The organism is Novosphingobium panipatense, from assembly GCF_900182875.1.
In the GTDB taxonomy this organism is placed as follows: Bacteria; Pseudomonadota; Alphaproteobacteria; order Sphingomonadales; family Sphingomonadaceae; genus Novosphingobium; species Novosphingobium panipatense.
This window is the reverse complement of the sequence record NZ_FXUI01000005.1, coordinates 262,467-281,637: the sequence shown is the minus strand read 5'-3', so window position 1 is coordinate 281,637 and position 19,171 is coordinate 262,467. Positions and strand designations below refer to the sequence as shown.

Below are 19,171 nucleotides of genomic sequence, written 5' to 3'. Positions count from 1 at the left end.
CACGTCCAAGCGTCAGAGGAAATGCCCGGTACGGTCGCGCTTCGTCTCCAGATAGCGGGCGTTGTGCGGGTTAGGCGGCAACTGGTGCGGCACCCGCTCGACGACCTCGACGCCAACCTCCTGCAGGGCGGCAACCTTGGCCGGATTGTTCGTCATCAGCCGAATCGCGTGAACGCCGAGCAGTTCAAGCATACGCGCCGCGACCGGGAAGTCGCGCGCCTCCGTAGGAAGGCCGAGCCTGTTGTTCGCGTCGACCGTGTCGTAACCGAGGTCCTGCAGGCTATAGGCGCGCAGCTTGTTCACAAGGCCGATTCCGCGGCCTTCCTGACGAAGATACAGGAGCACGCCCCATCCGCCGTTCTCGGCTTCCTTCGCCATCGCGCGCAGGGCGGCTTTCAGCTGCGGCCCGCAATCGCACTTGAGACTGCCGAGGATGTCTCCCGTCAGGCACTCGGAATGGAGCCGCACCAAGGGCGCGCGCTCGCCGTCCTGAGAGCCGATCACCAGAGCCACATGCTCACGCAGATCATCGAGCGCCCGGAACGCCACGATCTCGGCGCTCTCAGTGGCCTCCACCGGAAGGTGAGCGCGGGAGGCGATTCGCAGGTGGCGCGTGTCCTTCCATTCCGCCAAGTCCTCGCTGGACACGGCCTGCGCTTCCCCTTCCGGCGCGGGTTCGAGCAGGTAGGCCGGGAGGATGCCCGCAAGCCGCGCCAGTTCCATCGCTGCGCACGCCGCGGCGCGATCAGGAATGGGCTCGGCCACAAAGGGGCCCTTCATCGGATACGCGAGGTCAAGGGCGGGATCGGCAACGGCACGGGCGGCTTCAAGATCGAACGGCTCCGCCGCGCGGATCAGGACGGGCGCTTCGGGAACCGCAGCCTCGCGCTGGTTGGCCAACTTCAGCGTCACCGCGCGCGCCGCGGATATGAGCATGCAGGGCGCGCTTACCCCCTCTGCGAACGCGGTTTCCGCCGGCAGCAGCCGCAAGCCGGCCACGTCCACCGGCCACCCGTGCCGCAGCGCATCAAGCGCCAGTGCCACCCGGCGCGGTCCCGGCCCCGGCAGGGCGGAGGCAGCGGTCTGGCTCAGAGCTCGAACTCCGTGATCAGCGGCACATGGTCGCTGGGCTGCTCCCACCGCCGCGTCTCTTCCACGAAACGGTGCGCGCGCGCCCGCCCGGCCAGTTCGGGCGATGCCCACATGTGGTCCAGACGTCGGCCCTGGTCCTTCTGCCGCCAATAGCTGCGGTACGACCACCAGGAGTAGTTCCGCTCCGGCGCCGGGATGAAGCGCCGGCCGAGATCCTCCCATCCGTGCGCATCCTGAAAACGCCTGAGCGTCTCCACCTCGACCGGTGTGTGACTCACGACCTTCAGCAGGGCCTTGTGGTCGTAGACGTCGCATTCCAGCGGTGCGATGTTGAAGTCGCCGACGATCAGCGTCGGGCGGTCAATCCGGTCGGCCCAGCGCGTCATGCGTTCGAGAAAGTCGAGCTTCTGGCCAAACTTGGGGTTCACCTCGCGATCGGCGACGTCCCCGCCGGCGGGGATGTAGACGTTCTCCACGATGAGCCCCTGGCCAGCGCCGAGGAGTTCGACCCCAATGTGCCGCGCCTCACCGTTGTCCTGCCAATCGTGCTTCGAGAAGTCCCGGAACGGCACTTTCGAAACGGTGGCGACGCCGTGATAGCCCTTCTGCCCATGAACCGCCCGGTGAGTGTAGCCGAGGCGCTCGAACATAGCATGCGGGAAGAGGTGCTCGGCAACCTTGATTTCCTGCAGACAGAGGACATCGGGCGCCTGTTCGGTCAGCAGCCGTTCGACCTGATCGATGCGCAGGCGAACGGAATTGATGTTCCAGGTGGCGATCTTCATGAGGCGGCTTTAGGCACCCGTGGAGGGAATTGCCAGAGGCTGTGCCGCCTATCCCGGACCCGACCGGAACGACAGCCGGCGAACCCCGAACGCAGAAAACCCCCGAGCCGGGGGCAGAGGCTCGAGGGTTCCTGTAAGCGTTCGTCACGCTAGTATCAGACCGACCACTCAGGAGGCGCGGGCAACAGGGGGGAAAACCCGCCTCAAGCCGTTCTGACCCTCCCTATGTAGGGTGCTTCGCCTTGCTGCCAAGTGAACGAGATTCAGAAAAGTGTCGCTATCTGTCGCGAGGGCCGAACGGCTTGCGCTCGGCCGTGCGGCATCATCGACGGTTGCGCGGACGAGGGTCGACCCAGCGGAAATCGGCATCCGTGACCGGCACGCCGTAGCGCTGGTTGCTGAGGCTGATCGTCGTCCGCTTGTTCTGCGAATCGAGGGCTACCCAGTACGACAGTTCCAGACCGCCCGGGGCCGAGGCCTTGCGCGTGAAGATGAGCGTGATGATCCCGTATTCGGGATGCGAGCGGTCGCGCACTTCGATGCTGATGACGTTGGGATTGCCGGTGCTCAGCACTTTACCGAACTTCGCCACGTCACGGCTGGGATCGAGCAGCGCGCCGAGCGGGCTGTTCTTGATGGGCCAGCGCTGGACCTGCCGCACGTCATAGTCGATGAGCGTCAGGGCCTTGCCGTCCCCGACGATGAGCATGTTCGCGCTCTTCTCGTACTGGAAACGGATCTTGCCGGGGCGCTTCAGCGTCAATTCGCCGCGAACGGTCTGCCCGGACCGATCGGTCTGGACGAAGTTCGCCTTCATCGAATCGATGCTCCGGAGCGCGGCGACCGCCTGATCGAGCTGCCTTGCTTCAGCCTCACCGGCGGCAAGCGCCGGAGCCGGCGCAAGGACGGCAGGAACGGAAAGCGCGGCCAAAACGGCCGCGCCTACACAGGATCGAAAGGTTTTCATCGTGTGGTTCATGGTTTTCCCGTTGGGTCCACCGCGTTGAACCGGCAGTGAACCTTACTTGATCTTGGCTTCCTTGAACTCGACGTGCTTGCGCGCGACGGGATCGTACTTCTTGAAGCTGAACTTTTCGGTCGTGTTCCGGGGATTCTTCTTCGTGACGTAGAAAAATCCGGTGTCGGCGGTCGAGACCAGACGGATCTTGACGGTTGCGGGCTTCGCCATGGCGGTTTCCTGTACTCTCTAAGTTTCAGCCGCCCTGGCAGGCCGGCGTTTCGACAAACCACAGAGGGCGGCACCGGAGCACCGCCCTTTCAAGGTTGCGGCCCTTGCTGGATCAGGGCGGCAAAGTCAAGTGCGGGAGCGCAAATCAGGAGAGCGGGAATGGCGGGATCGGCTGAATAAAGCCGAATTCTTCAGGCTGCAGCTTTCCTTCCAGAGGCGGGAACTCGTATTCAGGCGGGCTGCATTGCGTGTCCGGCAGGCGGTCCAACAGATCGCGAATCAGGGTCAGTCTTCCACGGCGCTGATCGTTGAAATCGACGAGCGTCCAGGGGGCCTCTGTCGTGTGAGTCGCCTTCAGCATCGCCTCACGGGCGCGCGTGTATTCCGCGTACTTCTCGCGGGCTGCGATATCGACGGGTGACAGCTTCCAGCGCTTCAACGGATCTTCCAGCCTTTCAGCCAGACGCTCCTCCTGCTTGTCCTGATCGCAGGCCAGCCAGTACTTGAAGAGGAGGATGCCATCCGCGATCAGCATGTGCTCGAAAACGGGCGCGTCGCGCAAGAACGCTTCCACCTGCGCCTCGCTCGCATAGCCCATGACCCGTTCCACTCCCGCACGGTTATACCAGGACCGGTCGAACAGCACGATCTCGCCGCGCGTAGGCAGATGCGTGATGTAGCGTTGGAAGTACCACTGCCCCTGTTCTCGTTCGCTGGGCGCGGCAAGGGCAACGGTGCGGCACTGGCGCGGGTTTAGCTGGCCGGAGACGGCTTTGATCGCGCCGCCTTTCCCCGCAGTGTCGCGCCCCTCGAAAATGACGACGATCCGCGCGCCCGTGACCTGCGCCCACCGGGCGGCGCCGACAAGCTCCCGCTTCATCGGCTCGAGCAGCTTCTGATAGTCCTTGCGACCGATCTTCCTTGTCGAGTCGTCCATCGTGCTCAGGCCCGGCCGAGAAGGATCAGCGCCACGGCGCCCGCAACGATACGGTACCAGGCGAAGGGTGCGAAGCCGGAGCGGCTGACGAAGGCCATGAAGGCCTTGATGACGACGAGAGCCACGATGAACGAGACGACGAAGCCGATGGCGATCTCCGTCCAGCCTACGGGACCGGCTCCGGCCATCAGGGTTTCGTGATGCTTCACGAGTTCAAGCGTTGTCGCCCCCACCATCGTCGGAACGGCGAGGAAGAAGCTGAATTCGGCAGCCGTACGGCGCTCGATGCCCATGGCCAGCGCCCCCATGATCGTCGCGCCCGACCGGCTGACGCCCGGAACCATCGCCAGGCATTGCGCAAGCCCGACGCCAAGACACTGGCGCGCCGGCAGTTCGGCCACGCCCGTCAGCGGCCCCTGCCGGGCCACCTTCTCAACCCCGAGAATGGCGATGCCGCCGATGATGAGCGCCCAAGCGACGACTCCCGGTTCGCCCAGCAGCCCTTCGATCCAGTCATTCAGCAGCAGACCCAGGATGGCCGAAGGGATGAAGGCGAGGAGGACGTTGCGCACGAAGCGCAGGGACGACGGGTGCCATTTGAGCAGCCCCTGCCCCACCGCCCAGAACGTGCGCCAGAACTGCACTATGACGGCAAGGATGGCGCCAAGCTGGATGACGATGTTGAACGTCGACCACTGGCTTGCGTCATACCCGAAGAGCCGGGTGGCAAGGATGAGGTGCCCGGTCGAGGAGACCGGCAGGAACTCGGTGAGGCCCTCGACGATGCCGAGGAGTATTGCGGTTAGTGTCAGATCCATGGACCGCAGGTCATGACGCCCAAAGCGGCCAAGTCAACGCCGGACGCACTTTGGATCGCAATAAGTCGCGAATGGCCTGAGAGCACCGGGGCCGTCAGGCATCGCTGTCACCAGCGGAAACGAAGACGGCGGCAGACATTCGCCCGCCGCCGTCCTGTTCATCCACCGGTCCTGCCGGCGAAAGAATGCTTTCCCTTACCAGATGCGCACGCGCTCCTTCGGGGGGATGTACAGCTTGTCGCCCGGCTTCACGTTGAACGCCTTGTACCATTCGTCAAAATTGCGAACGACGCCGTTGATGCGGTACTGCGGCGGCGAGTGCGGGTCGGTCACGAGGTACTGACGAGCCTGCGCCTCGCGTACCTTGGAGCGCCACACCTGCGCCCAGCCCATGAAGAAACGCTGGTCGCCGGTGAAGCCGTCGATCACGGGCGCTTCCTTGCCGTTGAGCGAAAGCTTGTAGGCGCGATAAGCCAGGCTGAGGCCGCCGACGTCACCGATATTCTCGCCCATGGTGAGGCGACCGTTCACGCAGGTCTTGCCCTCATCGAACGGGCAGAAGGAGTCGTACTGGGCGGCCAAGCGATCCTGCAGCTTTTCGAAGGCTGCCTTGTCCGCCGGAGTCCACCAGTCGCGCAGGTTGCCCGTGCCGTCCGACTTGGCGCCCTGGTCGTCAAAGCCATGGCCCATTTCATGCCCGATCACCGCGCCGATACCGCCGTAGTTCACCGCCGGATCCGCCGAGAGGTTGAAGAAGGGCGGCTGCAGGATCGCCGAAGGGAACACGATCTCGTTCAAGGTCGAGTTGTAGTAAGCGTTCACCGTCTGCGGCAGCATGCCCCATTCCGACCGGTCGACGGTCTGGCCGATGCGGTTGACGTTGAAGTTCGTGTCCCACTTCTGCGCCGCGATGCCGTTGGCGAGCGGGTCCGTCGCCGAAAACGTAAGGCCCTCATAGGTCTTGAACTGGTCCGGAGCACCGATCTTCGGCGTGAAGGCGTTAAGCTTCTTCTCGGCCTCCACACGCGTTGCGGGGCTCATCCAGGCCAGGTCCTGGAGGTTGGCGGCCATGGCCTTGCGCAGGTTCGCCACAAGCTCGGTCATCGCCGCCTTGTGCTCGGCCGGGAAGTAGCGCTCGGCGTAGATCTTACCGACGAGTTCACCCGCCATGCCTTCGACCGCCGCGATGCCGCGCTTCCAGCGAGGGCGCTGCTCCGGCTGCCCGGAAAGCGTCTTGCCGTAGAAGTCGAACGTCGCCGCGTCGATGTCCGAAGGGAGCGCCGCCGCGTTGCTGCGCAGGAAGTGCGCGGTGAGGTAAGCCTGCCAGGTGGCCACCGGAGTGCTTTCGATCAGCTTGACCACTGCGGGCATGCCCGGTCCGAACTGGGACTGGGCCTTGGCCGGATCGACGCGCGCCGCCTTGAGTTCCTCCGCTGTAGGGGGGATCTCGCCGATGATGAAGTAGCTTGCCTGTCCTGCACCCAGCGCGTTCAGGAACGCACGCACCACGCCCGGCGAACCCATCGCCTCGAACTCGGCCACTGGCACCTTGTTGTAAGTGAGGTCGGGGTTGCGTGCGGCCGCGCGGTCCCAATCGGCCTTCGCGATCTGAGTTTCGAGAGCGAGCACCGACTGGGCGGCGGCCTGCGGATCGGCGTAGCCGGCCTTGCCCAGCAGGAAGGTCAGGTAGCTCTTGTACTTGTCCCGAAGGGCGACCGAACGCTCGTCCGTCTTCAGGTAGTAGTCGCGGTCGGGCAGGCCCATGCCGGACACGTTGGCATAGACGGCGTAAATGTCGCTCTGCTTGTCATCCGCGCCAACGTAGATGCTGATCGGCGACGCGTAGCCGGGCGCGCCGAAGAGAGCCGCCACGTCAGCCGGCTTCTTCGCGGCCTTGATGCGATCGAGGTAAGGACGCGCCGGAGTGAGGCCGGCCTTGTTGATGGCGTCCACATCCATGAACGCGGTGTAGGCTGCGGCGATGCGTGCAGCGTCCGTCCCGGCTGCCGGCTTCGAGGCCACCAGTTCGTCCATGATGGAGCGCACGCGCACTTCCGAAAGGTCGTTCAGTTCCAGGAACGAACCCCAGCGGGTGCGGTCGGCCGGAAGTTCGACGGTCTTGTTCCAGACGCCGTTCACATAGGCGTCGAAGTTGTCGCCGGGCTTCACCGAGGTGTCGATCCACTGCGTCTGGACCCCGAACTTGCCCCAGTCGGCCGTCGGCGCGAGAGCGGGCTTGGCAGCCTGTGCTGCCGGGGCCGTGTCCTGGGCGATGGCAGGAGCATTGGCGGTGAGGACGGAGAGTGCGACGCCTGCAAGAAGCGCTTTCCCGGAGATGCGGAACATGTCGTAGCCTTTTTGGAAAGAAATGCGGCAAGAAGATTTCGCTGGGTCCAAGCGGCCCCACACTAACGCGCAACTTAGTTGCATATAAACGCAATGCCAGAGAAAACTGCGTTGACTTCGGAGTGAACCTGCATCCCCCAAGGGGCGCTATCCCCGCGTGGGTAGCGCCTCATTGTCGAATTGCAGCGAGGCGAGACGAGCGTAGAGACCGGCGGCCCGGATCAGCGTCTCGTGCGTGCCTTCCTCGACGATGCGACCGCCGTCCATGACGACGATCCGGTCGGCCCGGCGAACGGTCGCGAGCCGATGAGCGATCACCAGCGTCGTACGGTTCGTCATCAGGGTTTCGAGCGCCTCCTGCACCAGACGCTCGCTCTCGGCGTCAAGCGCGCTGGTGGCCTCGTCGAGCAGAAGGATCGGCGCATCGCGCAGCAGGGCGCGAGCTATGGCGATCCGCTGGCGCTGACCACCGGACAGCCGCGCCCCGTCCTCTCCGAGGAAAGTGTCCAGGCCCTGGGGCAGGGCGCGCAGGAAGCTCTCGGCGTTGGCGGCCCGCGCCGCGTCCCATATCGCCGCATCATCCGCCTGCCAGTTGCCGTAACGCAGGTTGTCGCGCGCGGAAGCGGCAAACAGCACGCCCTCCTGCGGCACGAGGGCGATGCGCTCGCGGACCTCGGCCGGATCGGCAGAGGCCAGGGGCACGCCGTCGATCTTCACGACGCCCGCCTGCGGATCGTAGAACCGTTCCGCTAGCTGAAACAGCGTCGACTTGCCCGCGCCGGACGGCCCGACGATCGCCACCGTCTCGCCGGGTTCGACCGTAAGGTTGAAATCGTGCAGCGCAGGCAGTTCGGGCCGGGCGGGGTAACGGAACGTCACCCGCTCGAACGCGAGCTTGCCCCGTGCCGGCCGCGGCAAGGCAATCGGCCGCGCCGGGGCGGCAATGACCGGCCTCTCATCGAGGAGCTCCGCCAGGCGGCTGGCCGCGCCGGCTCCACGGACGAGGTCACCGTAGACTTCCGTGAGCGAACTGAAGGCCCCCGCCACGATACCCGCCGTGACGACGAAGGCCGCGATGGTGCCCCCCGTGATCGTACCTTCGGCAACGCCGATGGCGCCTTGCCACATGATCGCCGTGATCGACCCGAAGATGAGGAACATGATGACGGCGGTCATGATCGAGCGGATCAGGATGCGGTGCCGCCCGGTCTGGAACGTGCGCTCCACCGCCGCCGCGAACCGTTCATGCTCACGCGGTTCCTGGTTGAACGCCTGCACCACGCGGATAGCACCAAGAGCCTCGGCCGTCAGGGCACCGATGTCGGCTACGCGGTCCTGACTTGTGCGCGAGACGACCCGCAGTTTGCGGCCGAAAGCCGCGATGGGCAGGATGATGACGGGAATGGCCACGATAAGGCCCGCCGTCAGCCGGGGTTCGAGGGCGAAGAGATAGATGACGCCGCCCAAGGCCATGATCGCGTTGCGCAGCGCGACCGAGACGGTCGTTCCCACGATCTGCTCGATGATCGCGGTGTCCGCCGTCATTCGCGACGAGATCTCCTTGGGGCTGTTCTCTTCGAAGAAGCTCGGGGCGAGGATCAGGAGATGGCGCTGCACCCGCAGCCGGATGTCGCCTACCACTCGTTCTCCCAGCCAGGAAACGGAGTAGAAGCGGACGGCCGTGGCCACGGCGAGCACCGTCACGATCGCCATGAGCATGAGAAACCACCAGCGGATCGCCTGCGGGTCGGCACCTTGCGCAAACCCCTGGTCGATGATCTGGCGAAATCCGTAGGGGATCGCGAGGGTCGATGTCGCGGTGACGGTCAACGCCACCCCCGCCGCCGCCATGCGCCCCGGGTACTTGAGCATCTCACGCCAGACCATGCGCAGCGGCCCGAGGCTGCGGCGCGGCTTCGGCTCGTCGGTGGTACCCGCTGCGAGGGAATTGCCTTGCGTCCCGTCCATACGCGCGCCCTTACAGACTCCCGGGCCAGAGGAAAAGCCTCGTTCACAGTACCCGGGCGCCTCTGCCAGGCAACGGCACGTGCCCCCGGCTCACCGGCAACCGCGCGAAACGCGTTTGCCGCATTGCAGCAATCCGCTATAGCCGTCCGACATAGCCGAGGCTGCGGGGCCACGCCTTAGCCGGAGGCAGGAGAACGAACTTGCTCTATAACGCTTACGAGCTGCAGCGCGCCATGCTGAGCAGCGCGGCCGCATGGGCCTCGGTCGGGGCTGAACTGCTCAGCAATCCTTCCCTTCCGTTCGGCTACTCGGGCGTGGGCCCGGTCATGGCCTCCGCCCTCGACGTCTTCGCTCATGCGGCTGCGCCCCGGGGCAAGCCAGCCTTCGGCATCGAGACCGTCACGGCAGGCGGGAAAGTGCAGCCCGTCACCGAGGCGATCGTGATGCACCGCGCCTTCGGCAACCTCCTCCGGTTCGAGCATCCGGGCCTGAGCGCTGATGCGCCTCGCCTTCTGATCGTCGCACCCATGAGCGGCCACTACGCCACGCTCCTGCGGGGCACGCTGGCCCGCATGCTCGAAAGCGCGGTCGTCTACATCACCGACTGGGCGGACGCGAAGATGGTCCCACCCGAGGCAGGCCGCTTCGACCTTGACGATTATATCGATTATCTGGTCGCCTTCCTGGAACATATCGGCCCCGGCACGCATGTGCTTGCGGTCTGCCAACCCTCGGTCCCGGCCTACGCCGCAACCGCCATCATGGGCGCCAAGGACCATCCCTGCCGGCCGGCAACGCTGACGATGATGGGCGGCCCGATCGACACGCGCGAAGCTCCCACCAGCGTCAACGACGTGGCGATGCAGCAACCTCTGTCCTGGTTCGAGCAGAATGTCATCGCAACGGTGCCCATGACCTACCCGGGCGCCGGGCGCCGGGTCTACCCCGGTTTCCTCCAGCTCGCGGGCTTCATGGCGATGAACCTGGGCAGCCACATGATGAGCCACTACGGCATGTTCAAGCATCTGGTGGAAGGTGATGGCGAAAGCGCCGCCGCTACCAAGGCCTTCTACGACGAGTACCGCTCCGTCTGCGACATGACCGCCGACTTCTACCTGCAGACCGTCGAGCACGTATTCCAGCGCCATTCGCTCCCTAAGGGTGAATTCGTGCACCGGGGCGAACGGATCGATCTTGGCGGGATCAGGGATACCGCGCTCCTCGCCATCGAGGGGGAGAAGGACGACATCTCCGGCATCGGGCAGACGCGGGCCGCGTTGCACCTCGCTGGCCAGCTCCCGGACCAGCGCAAGAAGTACTACCTCGCCGAGGAGGTCGGCCACTACGGCATCTTCAACGGAAGCAAGTGGCGGACGCGCATCGCGCCTGTCCTTGAGGACTGGATAGCGCAGCATAACAAGGCGCCGGCGCAAGCCGCGAGCTGACGGCATGGGCGCTTTCGACGGCCATTTCGAGGCGGGACGCGCCGGCTTTCCTGCGCCGAACCGCGCCCGTCTTGCGCTCGCCTTGCGACAGGAAGATGGATTGGAACGATTGTCTGTGCTACCTGCGGGCCATGGATCGGGCGCAAAGTAGACGCAAAATTCTGAAGGGCGGGATCGCCGCAGGTATCGGACTAACATTGCCGGGTCGCGTTTTCGCGACGGAGGGCGTGTCGATTCCGGGGGAGAGCGCTGCAGGGCTTGCAGGGCAGTTCTCGACGGGATTTGCGTCTCTTCCGGCGTCGCCCTCGGGTCAATCGCTTTACCAGCGACGGCTGCTCGAAGTGGCCTCGCGCCAGGTTGCGCGGGTGCGCAATCAGCTCTGGCGAGCGGACCTTGTAGGTATCGTCGACTTTGCCCAGCCGTCGTGGAAGCCGCGGCTCCACTTCGCCAATCTGGAAAACGGCACCGTCCGCTCGTTTCTCGTCGCGCATGGCCGCGGGTCCGATCCCGCGCACAGCGGCTGGCTCCGGAGCTTCTCCAATGTCCCCGGCTCCGAAGCGACCTCCCGCGGGGCTTACCTGACAGCCGAATGGTACAAGGGGAAGTACGGCACCTCGATCCGCCTCCTCGGTCTGGACGAGGACAACTCGATGGCGCTCCCTCGTGCGATCGTGATGCACCCGGCGTGGTACGTCGACCCCACCATGATCGAGAAATGGGGCAAGCTCGGCCGAAGCGAGGGCTGCTTCGCCATGAGCAACGCGGACTTCAATGAGGCCCTCTGGCACCTTTCCGGCGGCCGACTTCTGTTCGCTGACCGCATCGGCGAAGTCTGACAACCGGCACCCGCCGCAAATCGGTGCTGCTCGTGCCCGTTAGACAGGCTCCCGCCGCGATGATACGGGGTGACAATGGACAACAGCCTGACCGGCCTCAAGCGCGAGGCTCCAACCGACGCCCGCCAGGTACGCTCGCGCAACGCGCTCACTTCGGCTCTGCTCGCGCTGCTGGAGGAGAAGCCGTTCGACCAGCTTACAATCCGTGAGATAACGGCACGCGCGGGTACAGGCTACGCCACGTTCTTCCGTCACTATCCGACCAAGGAGGCGCTGCTTGCCGACGTGGCGGCTCACGAGATCGAAGATCTGCTGGCGCGCGCCATTCCCGCTCTCTACGCGGCCAACAGCTTCGAATCGACGCTCGAGCTGTGCCGGCATGTCCACGAGCACGCAATGCTGTGGTCGGCACTGCTGACCGGCGGCGCGGCCGGAATCGTCCGGAAGGAGTTCATCCGCCAGGCGCTCGGCCTCGCCGCCACTACGCTTGCCTCTCATGAGTGGCTGCCGTCGGACCTGGGCACGATCCACGGCACTGGTGCTACGATAGACATACTGGCCTGGTGGCTGACGCAAGGAGACAGCGCGCCCGCGTCGAAGCACACTCCTGACGAAGTGGCGACGATCCTTCATCGGCTGGTGATCGCCCCGCTGATCGGCGACACGGTAGAGCGTCACGCGGCCGCTCTCTGATGACGGACGCTGACCAGCCGGTCGCCGCCGGTGAGATCGAAGGCGCGGCGTGGCCCGAATTCGGCTGGATCGACGATGTTCGCGGCGCGCTCGCGGATGCTTTCGCCCAAAAGCGACCGGCCGCGCTGGCGACCCTCTTCCAGGTCGCGGGAAGCGCGCCGCGCGGCCCCGGCGCGCAGATGCTGTTCGCGCCGGGCCCTGACGGAAACCTGACGGCGAGCGGGTACTTCTCAGGCGATTGCATCGAGGGCGATGTCGCCAACCACGCCGCGCAGGTTCTTGCCGATGGCGTGCCCCGGCGCCTGCACTATGGCATGGGCAGCCCCTGGATCGACCTGCGCCTGCGCTGTGGCGGCGCGCTGCACGTACTGGTTGAGCGGATAACGCCCGACAGCGCTGCGGCCACCGCCCTTCTCCGGGCCGCAGCCGAGCGGCGGTCCTGCCGGTGGATCACGGACGGCCTTCGCCAGACCCTCGGCGACGGCAATGGGCCGCTGCTCGATCTCAAGCAGGAGCCATTCCAGATCGCCCGTCGCCACGACCCCCGCCGTCGTCTCATCGTCTCCGGCGGTGATCCGGGCGCGCTGGCGGTCGCGCGGCTCGGGGCCATGGCGCAGTTCGAAACCATTCTGCTGCGTCCCGGCGGCCCGGACGCTGCGCCCCCCTTTCCCGTTTCGCAGTACCTGCGGGAGGAGCCCGCTGACGCTCTTGCGCGGCTGAAGGTGGATCGCTGGACCGCCTACCTCGGCGCGACGCACGAGGATCACCATGATCTCGGAGGCTGCCTGGCAGCGCTGCGCGGCGGAGCCGGTTACGTGGGCATGATCGGCGCCAGATCGCGCGCGCCCCAGCGTATCGCTGCCCTCCAGGCAACGGGAGCCTCGGCGGAGGAACTGACGCGACTGCAGCTGTCGCCTGGGATCCCGGGCCTGGGCAAATCGCCATGGGAAGTGGCGACCGGGATCGTCGCCGAGATCATGCAGGCGCTGAACCCGGATCGCGAACGCGCTTGAGATACGTCGCCCTCGTCCTCGCCGCCGGGCTGGCCACGCGCTTCGGTGGCGACAAGCTGTCAGCGCCGCTGGAGGGCGAACCGCTGCTCTTCCACGCCATTCGCGCCGCGCGTGCCGCACCCGTCGATCGGGTAATCGTCGTCACCCGTCCGGGTGTGGAAACGGGAGAGTGGCCCGGCAGCCCACGTGTGGAGACACTCGCGCTCGAAAGCCGCAGTCTCTCGGAGACGCTGAAGGCTGGGATTGCCGCAGAGGCCAGCGCTGACGGCGCCTTCGTCTTTCTCGGAGACATGCCCCGCGTTCCGCCCGAACTTGCCGGTCAGCTGGCGGGCACCATCGGATCTGCCTATGCCGCACTGCCCTGCCGCCACGGCACTCCGGGGCACCCGGTCCTACTGTCCCGCGCCGCCTTCCCCGCCATCGCAAGGCTGGCCGGGGACGAAGGCGCGGGTCGGCTGCTGCGCGGCCGGGATGATGTCGTCCGCGTGGAGTGGGACAGCCCTGCGATCCACTTCGACGTGGACCGCCCTTCCGATCTTGCCCGCGCGTGACCTCGACCCGGTCCAGTCAGGGCCTCAGCTCGACCAACCGACGCACCTGCTCCAGCCTCGCCCGGGCAAGCGCCACGCTCTCCTCCGCCTGAGTCAACAAGTCCGTGAGGCCACGCTCCTGCCGTGGTGGCGCCCGGTCACTCACGCCATGCAGGAACAGGCGCACGGAGAAGCGGATGTGGCGCTCTACGGTGGAGGGCTCGAAGCGCTTTCCCCACGCAGCATTGCTGGCGGGGCCACCCACGACGAGATTGAGGAACGCCTGCGCCGCCTCTTCCGCTTCGGCAAAGTCGCGTTCAGCCCCGCCCAGATGCAGCCGGAACAGATCGGCGAGGTAGAACAGCGTCGGCTCCGTGCCGAGACGGACATTTTCCATTGCGATTTCCGGCATGGAAACGGATTCGGCATTGGTCAGCCGCAGCAGGCGCAAGCCTGCGGGACTCAGGACGTTTTCGACCAGAATCGTGCCGATGCGCACAAGGGTGTCCTCCAAATCGTCGGTCTCCTGCGCACGCAAGGTTTCCACCGGGACCAGCCACTCCTCAATGGCGCGATTCAGCGCCGCTTTGAACAGCGTTTCCTTGTCGCCGTAGCGGGCATAGACGGTGCGTTTGGCCATGCCGGCAGCGGCGCAGACCGCGTCGATGCTGGTGCCGGCGAAGCCTTTTTCAAGAAACAGGTCTAGCGCCTTGTCGAGCAATTCCTCGTTGCTCAGCGACGGCCGCCCTGGGCGACGGCGAGCCCCTGCGGGCGTGCTTTCGATGATGCCGCTGTCAGGCACTGGCAACGCCGTGTCTCCCTTTGTTAACGCTCTGCCGAAGCCCTAGCGCGCGGGCGGCGCTCCTGCAATTCACGTTTTGAAACGCATCAGGTATTTAAAGCTATATTTCTTACGTGACTTCTTTTCAATGAAGGGGTATTGAAACGGCATAGGTGACATACGTGACGTATCCTCGAAAAGGGGAACGCCCTGCCTTTGGAGAGGTATGCCGTGGCACTTGAGACGTTTGACCTTACGCCGCGGATCGGCTCGGAAATCCGCGTCGACAAAGCCGCCCTGCTGAGCGGCGAGCATGCGCAGGAACTCCGAACGCTGTTGACGGCGCGCGGTGTTCTCGTGCTGCGGGGTCTGCATCTGGATGACGAGGAGCTGCGCACCGTCGCTCGCTCCCTCGGCGATCTCAGGCTCGGGTCCGCCAAGCGCGGAGCCGACGGGAAGATCCTGAAGGAAGGGGACGGCGGGATCCTGAAGGTCAGCCTGGACCCGAAGGTGAACCCGGACTACGCGCGGTTCCTCTTCGGCAACCTTCTGTGGCACATGGATGGCACGTACGAGCCGATCCCGCCCTTCGCCACGCTGTTCACGCCCCACCGACTCTCCCGCGACGGCGGCGACACGATGTTCGCCAGCACTTACGCGGCGTTCGAGGACCTGCCGCGAGACGAACAGGACTACCTCAGCACCCTGCGGGTGGTTCACACCATGCAGGCGGCCTTGTTCCCGGCCAAGCGGGACTGCACTCCCGAAGAGTTCGCCATCTGGTGTTCCTACCCGCAGCGCTCGCACCCGCTGGTGTGGCAGCACAAGTCAGGGCGCCGCTCCCTCGTCCTCAGCACCTCCGCCTCTCACGTAGAGGGCATGCACGCGGCGGAGAGTCATGATCTGCTGCAGCGGCTCATGATGCACGCGACGCAGGAGCGATACACCTATCGACACACGTGGTCTTTGGGTGACCTCGCGATCTGGGACAACACCGGCACCATGCACCGCGCGATGCCCTTCGAGGCGGGCAGCGCGCGTGAATTCCATCGATGCACGCTCAACGGCGAGGAACCCATTTTAGCGCCGCGACCGCTCGCGCACGCGGCCGCCTGAAAGCAGGACGGAAGGAGAGAGACTGATGCAGGTCGGCATTCACTTGGGCTACCAGAACCTTCATGGTCTGCCGGATTACGAATTCTTCCGCCGCGAAACGCGACTGGCGGTGGAGGCGGAAGCCATGGGCTTCGACTTCGCGGCGCTGGTGGAGCACCATTTCACCGACTACGCCGCCTGCCCGGATCCACTTCAGGCCCTGAGCTGGATCGCGGCGAAAACCAAGACCATCAAGCTGATGCCGGCGGCCGTCATCCTGCCCTGGAACGATCCGCTGCGGGTCGTCGAGAAGGTGGCGATGCTGGATGCCCTTTGCGAAGGTCGCCTGTACCTCGGCATGGGGCGCGGCGCGGCGCGGCGGGAGTTCGAGAAGTTCGGCGTCGAACTCGCCGACAGCCGAGAGATGTTCGACGAGGCCGCGCTCATCATCATGAACGGCCTGGAGACTGGCATCGTCGAGGCGGACGGCAAATGGTACAGGCAATCCCGGACCGAGATCCGCCCGCGCCCCGAAGGCTGGAATCGCGACCGCTGCGTCATGGTCTCCATGTCTCCGGGCTCTTGCGAAGTGGCGGCGGACTACGGCCTCAAGGCGCTGCGCTTCAGCCAGGGTGACTGGTCGAAGGCGATGCCGGAGATCAACGCCTATCGCGACACCTTCAGACTGAAACACGCGAAGGCCGCGCCGCCCTTCATCATCTCCGACTTCATGGTCTGCTTCGAGGACCGGGCCAAAGTGACGGAGTATACCGACAAGTACTTTGCCGCGCAGTTCCTGCAGGTGGCGAACCACTACGAATTCATGAGTCCGCACTTCAAGGAGCTGCCGAGCTACGCGACATACGCCTACATGGGCGACATGGCCGCCGCGCGCGGCGGGCCCGACAAGGCCTACAAGGACTATGTCGGCGGCAATCTCATCGGGACTCCCGAAGAGCTCTACGACAAGCACCTCGAACGCAAGGCGATGGTGGGCGACTACGAGATCATCGCCAACTTCAGCTTCGGCGGCATGCCTTACGAAGATGTGTACGAGCAGATGAAAGTCTTTGCCGACAGGGTCATGCCGCTGCTCAAGGCAGAAGAGCCGGTCCTCGCGTAAAAGAGCACCCGGAGAGGAGAGGAGCATGACCGAAATCACGGGGCGAACGGCCGTCATAACCGGAGGCGGCAGCGGGATCGGCATGGGTCTGGCACGGGAATTGGCGCGCCAGGGCGCGCGTGTCGCCATAGCCGACATCATGGTCGCCAATGCCGAGGAGGTGGCCGCTTCTATCCGCGCCGAAGGCGGCGAGGCGCTGGCGCTGGAGTGTGACGTCTGCGACCGCGACTCGATCCGTGCGATGAAAGCGGCGGTGGAGGTGGCATTCGGCCCTGCCCGGCTCCTTTTCGCCAACGCGGGCGCCACCTCTTTCGACCCGCTGGTCGAGATGAGCGACGATGACGTGGACTGGATCCTGCAGGTCAACCTTCACGGCGTGATGAACACGACCCGCGCCTTCCTGCCCGGCATGATCGCAGCAAAGGAGGGGCACATCTGCGCAACCGCCTCGATGGCGGGCCTGCTGCCCGGGTGGATCCCCGTTCACGCCCCCTATTCGGCAGCAAAAGCGGGCATCATCGGCCTGATGATGAACCTCGGCCTGGAACTGGCCGAGCACGGGATCCATACCACAAGCTACTGCCCGGGCGGCGTGGCGACCGGCATGAAGGACAACAACGCCCGCTACCGCCCTGCCCGCTTCGGCGGCCCCGGGGAGGAGCAGCTTGAGGTATCGGAGGCCTCCAGTGTCGCGCATTCCCACGACTTCTACACACCGGAAGCCGTAGCCCCCATGGTGCTCGACGCGGTGCGCCACAACCGCGCCTTCGTGTTCGATCATCCGGATCAGCGGGCGCACTTCCGCCGTACCTATTCGGGAATTGTCGAAGCCTGCTACGATGCGGCAGACGAGTGGCACGCGAGTCACGGTACGCCGAAGGCCAACCCCGAAGGCGCCCGGCTGGTGCACTCGCAAGGGAGAGAGAAGCTATGGCAGAACTGAATGTTCGCCCGTTGATCGACGACCGGGATTTCGGCGTCCGCATCTCCGGCCTTACCCTTGAACAGACGAAAGACGATGCGGTGCGTGCCGGCATCAACGCGCTGTTCACCAGACATGGCATGATCGTGTTCGAGGACGTCGACCCTTCATCCGCCATGCACGTGGCCCTGTCGAATGTCTTCGGACCGCTCAAGGACCACCCCAGCAAGGCCGTGCCGCGGGTAGACCAGGACGGCATGCCGGGAGTGATCGACATGGTCTGCGAACCCTGGCCGGAGGGGCGCATCGCGATCGGTGGGCGCGAGGTTACGCAGTGGCTGCCCTGGCATTTCGATCATGCCTACAACAACGAACTCAACCGCGCGGGCGTCCTTCGCGCGATCGACATTCCGCCTGAAGGCGGGCTGACCGGCTTCGTCGACGGCGTGGAGCTTTACCGCGCCCTTTCGCCGGACCTGCGGGATGCCATCGAAGGGCGCAACGTCCTGTACCGCATGAACGTCATCATGAACGATTTCCACTTCGGCGCGCCGGAGGGTTACCGTTGCCTTGCGGAAAATCCCAGTTCAGCGGCGGTGATGGAGGCGGCGAAGGACACGCCTCGCGCTGTGCATCCCGCAGTCTGGGTGCGCGACAGCGGCGAAAAGGTGCTCCATGTCTCGCCCTGGATGGCCGAAGGCATCGAAGGCGACGAAACGCCGGAAGGCGACGCCCTGCTCGACCGCGTGAGCCGCGCTATCTTCGAGCGTGCGGAAGAGCTCTCGTACTGGCATCGCTGGAAGCCGACCGACATGCTGATCTGGGACAACTGGCGGGTGCTTCATGCCGTCAGCGGGCATGATCCCCAATATCGGCGCCGGATGCAGCGCACCACGATCAAGGGCGACTACGGCCTCGGCTACTTCGAAGGCGGCGCATCGAACGACAACAGGATCCTTGAACGCACCTATTGACAGGCCGCTGCCCCGCCTCAGGCTCTTCCGGTCTCGTTGGAAAGCAGGGCGGGGTCTATGCCTTCTGCCCGCCAGGTCGCCATCCAGCGGCCTTCCGGCGGCGTTTCGAAGAGAACCTTGCGATGCCCCTCGGCGGCGTACCAGCCGTGGTGCCGCATCTCCCCCTCCAGTTGGCGCGGACCCCAGCCGGCATAGCCAAGCGCCATGATCCAGTGAGCGGGGCCACGCCCTTCAGCGATGGCACGCAGCACGTCCATCGAAGCGGACAGCGCGCAAAGCGGCTGCACGGCCAGCGTGTCGCTCCCGCCCCAGTCCGTCGAATGGAGGATGAAGCCGCGCCCCGGCTCCACCGGCCCACCGTTCATGATCTCCCGGTTCGGGGACACGCCAGGATCGAGGCCAAGTTCCTCCAGCACGTCGTGGAACCGCACGCCCTCACGGACATGGCCGATGCCGATCCCAAGAGCGCCGTTCTCGTCGTGGACGCAGATCACGTTGACTGACCGCTCGAAGCGCGGGTCAAACATGCCAGGCATGGCAAGCAGGATGCGTCCGGAGAGGTATTGTTCCGTGGTCACCCTCATAATCTAGGCATATGCGCCGCCACGGCAAGAGCGAGGGGAG

Annotated in this window: 19 protein-coding genes; 9 read left to right on the top strand and 10 right to left on the bottom strand. The window is 65.3% G+C overall.

Annotated features, from left to right (window positions below; translation table 11 throughout):
* Window positions 1-12 precede the first annotated feature (12 nt).
* The 8 genes from ribA to QOL62_RS10815 all read right to left on the bottom strand — a co-directional run bounded on the left by ribA (window position 13) and on the right by QOL62_RS10815 (window position 9,135).
* Window positions 13-1,044, bottom strand: coding sequence for a GTP cyclohydrolase II (gene ribA / locus QOL62_RS10850; protein ID WP_283406233.1), 1,032 nt, complete (start codon window positions 1,042-1,044; stop codon window positions 13-15).
* A gap of 44 nt (window positions 1,045-1,088) precedes the next feature.
* Window positions 1,089-1,877, bottom strand: coding sequence for an exodeoxyribonuclease III (gene xth / locus QOL62_RS10845; protein WP_103728180.1), 789 nt, complete (start codon window positions 1,875-1,877; stop codon window positions 1,089-1,091).
* A 322-nt stretch (window positions 1,878-2,199) separates the two neighbouring features.
* Entirely contained in the window at window positions 2,200-2,844 is a 645-nt protein-coding gene (locus tag QOL62_RS10840; RefSeq protein WP_283406232.1) for a LolA family protein, read from the bottom strand.
* A gap of 54 nt (window positions 2,845-2,898) precedes the next feature.
* Entirely contained in the window at window positions 2,899-3,066 is a 168-nt protein-coding gene (gene rpmG, locus QOL62_RS10835) for a 50S ribosomal protein L33 (protein WP_103728178.1), read from the bottom strand.
* 145 nt (window positions 3,067-3,211) lie between these two features.
* A complete protein-coding gene (gene ppk2 / locus QOL62_RS10830) occupies window positions 3,212-4,003 on the bottom strand; it encodes a polyphosphate kinase 2 (RefSeq protein WP_283406231.1) in 792 nt (263 codons plus the stop codon).
* Window positions 4,004-4,008: 5 nt separating this feature from the next.
* Window positions 4,009-4,821 carry an undecaprenyl-diphosphate phosphatase gene (locus QOL62_RS10825; protein WP_103728176.1) on the bottom strand — a complete coding sequence of 271 codons (813 nt, stop codon included), beginning with the start codon at window positions 4,819-4,821 and terminating at the stop codon, window positions 4,009-4,011.
* A gap of 195 nt (window positions 4,822-5,016) precedes the next feature.
* Window positions 5,017-7,167, bottom strand: coding sequence for a M13 family metallopeptidase (locus tag QOL62_RS10820; protein ID WP_283406230.1), 2,151 nt, complete (start codon window positions 7,165-7,167; stop codon window positions 5,017-5,019).
* Between the two features lie 147 nt (window positions 7,168-7,314).
* Entirely contained in the window at window positions 7,315-9,135 is a 1,821-nt protein-coding gene (locus tag QOL62_RS10815; protein WP_283406229.1) for an ABC transporter transmembrane domain-containing protein, read from the bottom strand.
* 200 nt (window positions 9,136-9,335) lie between these two features.
* Between QOL62_RS10815 and QOL62_RS10810 the strand changes: the two genes are divergently transcribed.
* The 5 genes from QOL62_RS10810 to QOL62_RS10790 all read left to right on the top strand — a co-directional run bounded on the left by QOL62_RS10810 (window position 9,336) and on the right by QOL62_RS10790 (window position 13,673).
* Window positions 9,336-10,580 (top strand): polyhydroxyalkanoate depolymerase, encoded by a 1,245-nt coding sequence (locus tag QOL62_RS10810; protein WP_103728173.1) that lies wholly within the window; start codon window positions 9,336-9,338, stop codon window positions 10,578-10,580.
* 227 nt (window positions 10,581-10,807) lie between these two features.
* Window positions 10,808-11,416, top strand: a complete 609-nt coding sequence (locus tag QOL62_RS10805; protein WP_346770687.1) for a murein L,D-transpeptidase catalytic domain-containing protein — start codon at window positions 10,808-10,810, stop codon at window positions 11,414-11,416.
* Window positions 11,417-11,491: 75 nt separating this feature from the next.
* Window positions 11,492-12,109 (top strand): TetR/AcrR family transcriptional regulator, encoded by a 618-nt coding sequence (locus tag QOL62_RS10800; protein ID WP_103728171.1) that lies wholly within the window; start codon window positions 11,492-11,494, stop codon window positions 12,107-12,109.
* On the top strand, window positions 12,109-13,122 hold the full coding sequence (locus tag QOL62_RS10795; RefSeq protein WP_283406228.1) for an XdhC family protein: 1,014 nt from the start codon (window positions 12,109-12,111) through the stop codon (window positions 13,120-13,122). Before QOL62_RS10800 ends, QOL62_RS10795 begins: the two co-directional genes overlap by 1 nt.
* The gene (locus QOL62_RS10790) at window positions 13,119-13,673 is read left to right on the top strand and encodes a nucleotidyltransferase family protein (protein WP_283406227.1); all 555 of its coding nucleotides are present in this window, start codon (window positions 13,119-13,121) and stop codon (window positions 13,671-13,673) included. The genes QOL62_RS10795 and QOL62_RS10790 overlap by 4 nt, the downstream gene beginning before the upstream one ends.
* Window positions 13,674-13,689: 16 nt before the next feature.
* Here the strand turns inward: QOL62_RS10790 and QOL62_RS10785 are convergent, their stop codons facing one another.
* Window positions 13,690-14,454 carry a TetR/AcrR family transcriptional regulator gene (locus QOL62_RS10785; RefSeq protein ID WP_233203810.1) on the bottom strand — a complete coding sequence of 255 codons (765 nt, stop codon included), beginning with the start codon at window positions 14,452-14,454 and terminating at the stop codon, window positions 13,690-13,692.
* Between the two features lie 210 nt (window positions 14,455-14,664).
* On the opposite strand from QOL62_RS10785, the gene QOL62_RS10780 reads away from it, so the two are divergent.
* The 4 genes from QOL62_RS10780 to QOL62_RS10765 are packed head-to-tail and all read left to right on the top strand — an operon-like array spanning window position 14,665 to window position 18,547.
* On the top strand, window positions 14,665-15,549 hold the full coding sequence (locus QOL62_RS10780) for a TauD/TfdA dioxygenase family protein (protein WP_283406226.1): 885 nt from the start codon (window positions 14,665-14,667) through the stop codon (window positions 15,547-15,549).
* 25 nt (window positions 15,550-15,574) lie between these two features.
* Complete coding sequence (locus tag QOL62_RS10775) at window positions 15,575-16,651, top strand: LLM class flavin-dependent oxidoreductase (RefSeq protein ID WP_283406225.1); 1,077 nt, start codon at window positions 15,575-15,577, stop codon at window positions 16,649-16,651.
* Window positions 16,652-16,676: 25 nt separating this feature from the next.
* A complete protein-coding gene (locus QOL62_RS10770) occupies window positions 16,677-17,594 on the top strand; it encodes an SDR family NAD(P)-dependent oxidoreductase (protein ID WP_283406224.1) in 918 nt (305 codons plus the stop codon).
* Window positions 17,582-18,547, top strand: coding sequence for a TauD/TfdA dioxygenase family protein (locus QOL62_RS10765; protein WP_283406223.1), 966 nt, complete (start codon window positions 17,582-17,584; stop codon window positions 18,545-18,547). Before QOL62_RS10770 ends, QOL62_RS10765 begins: the two co-directional genes overlap by 13 nt.
* 17 nt (window positions 18,548-18,564) lie before the next feature.
* Here the strand turns inward: QOL62_RS10765 and QOL62_RS10760 are convergent, their stop codons facing one another.
* Window positions 18,565-19,131, bottom strand: coding sequence for a YqgE/AlgH family protein (locus tag QOL62_RS10760; RefSeq protein WP_199183768.1), 567 nt, complete (start codon window positions 19,129-19,131; stop codon window positions 18,565-18,567).
* Window positions 19,132-19,171 lie beyond the last annotated feature (40 nt).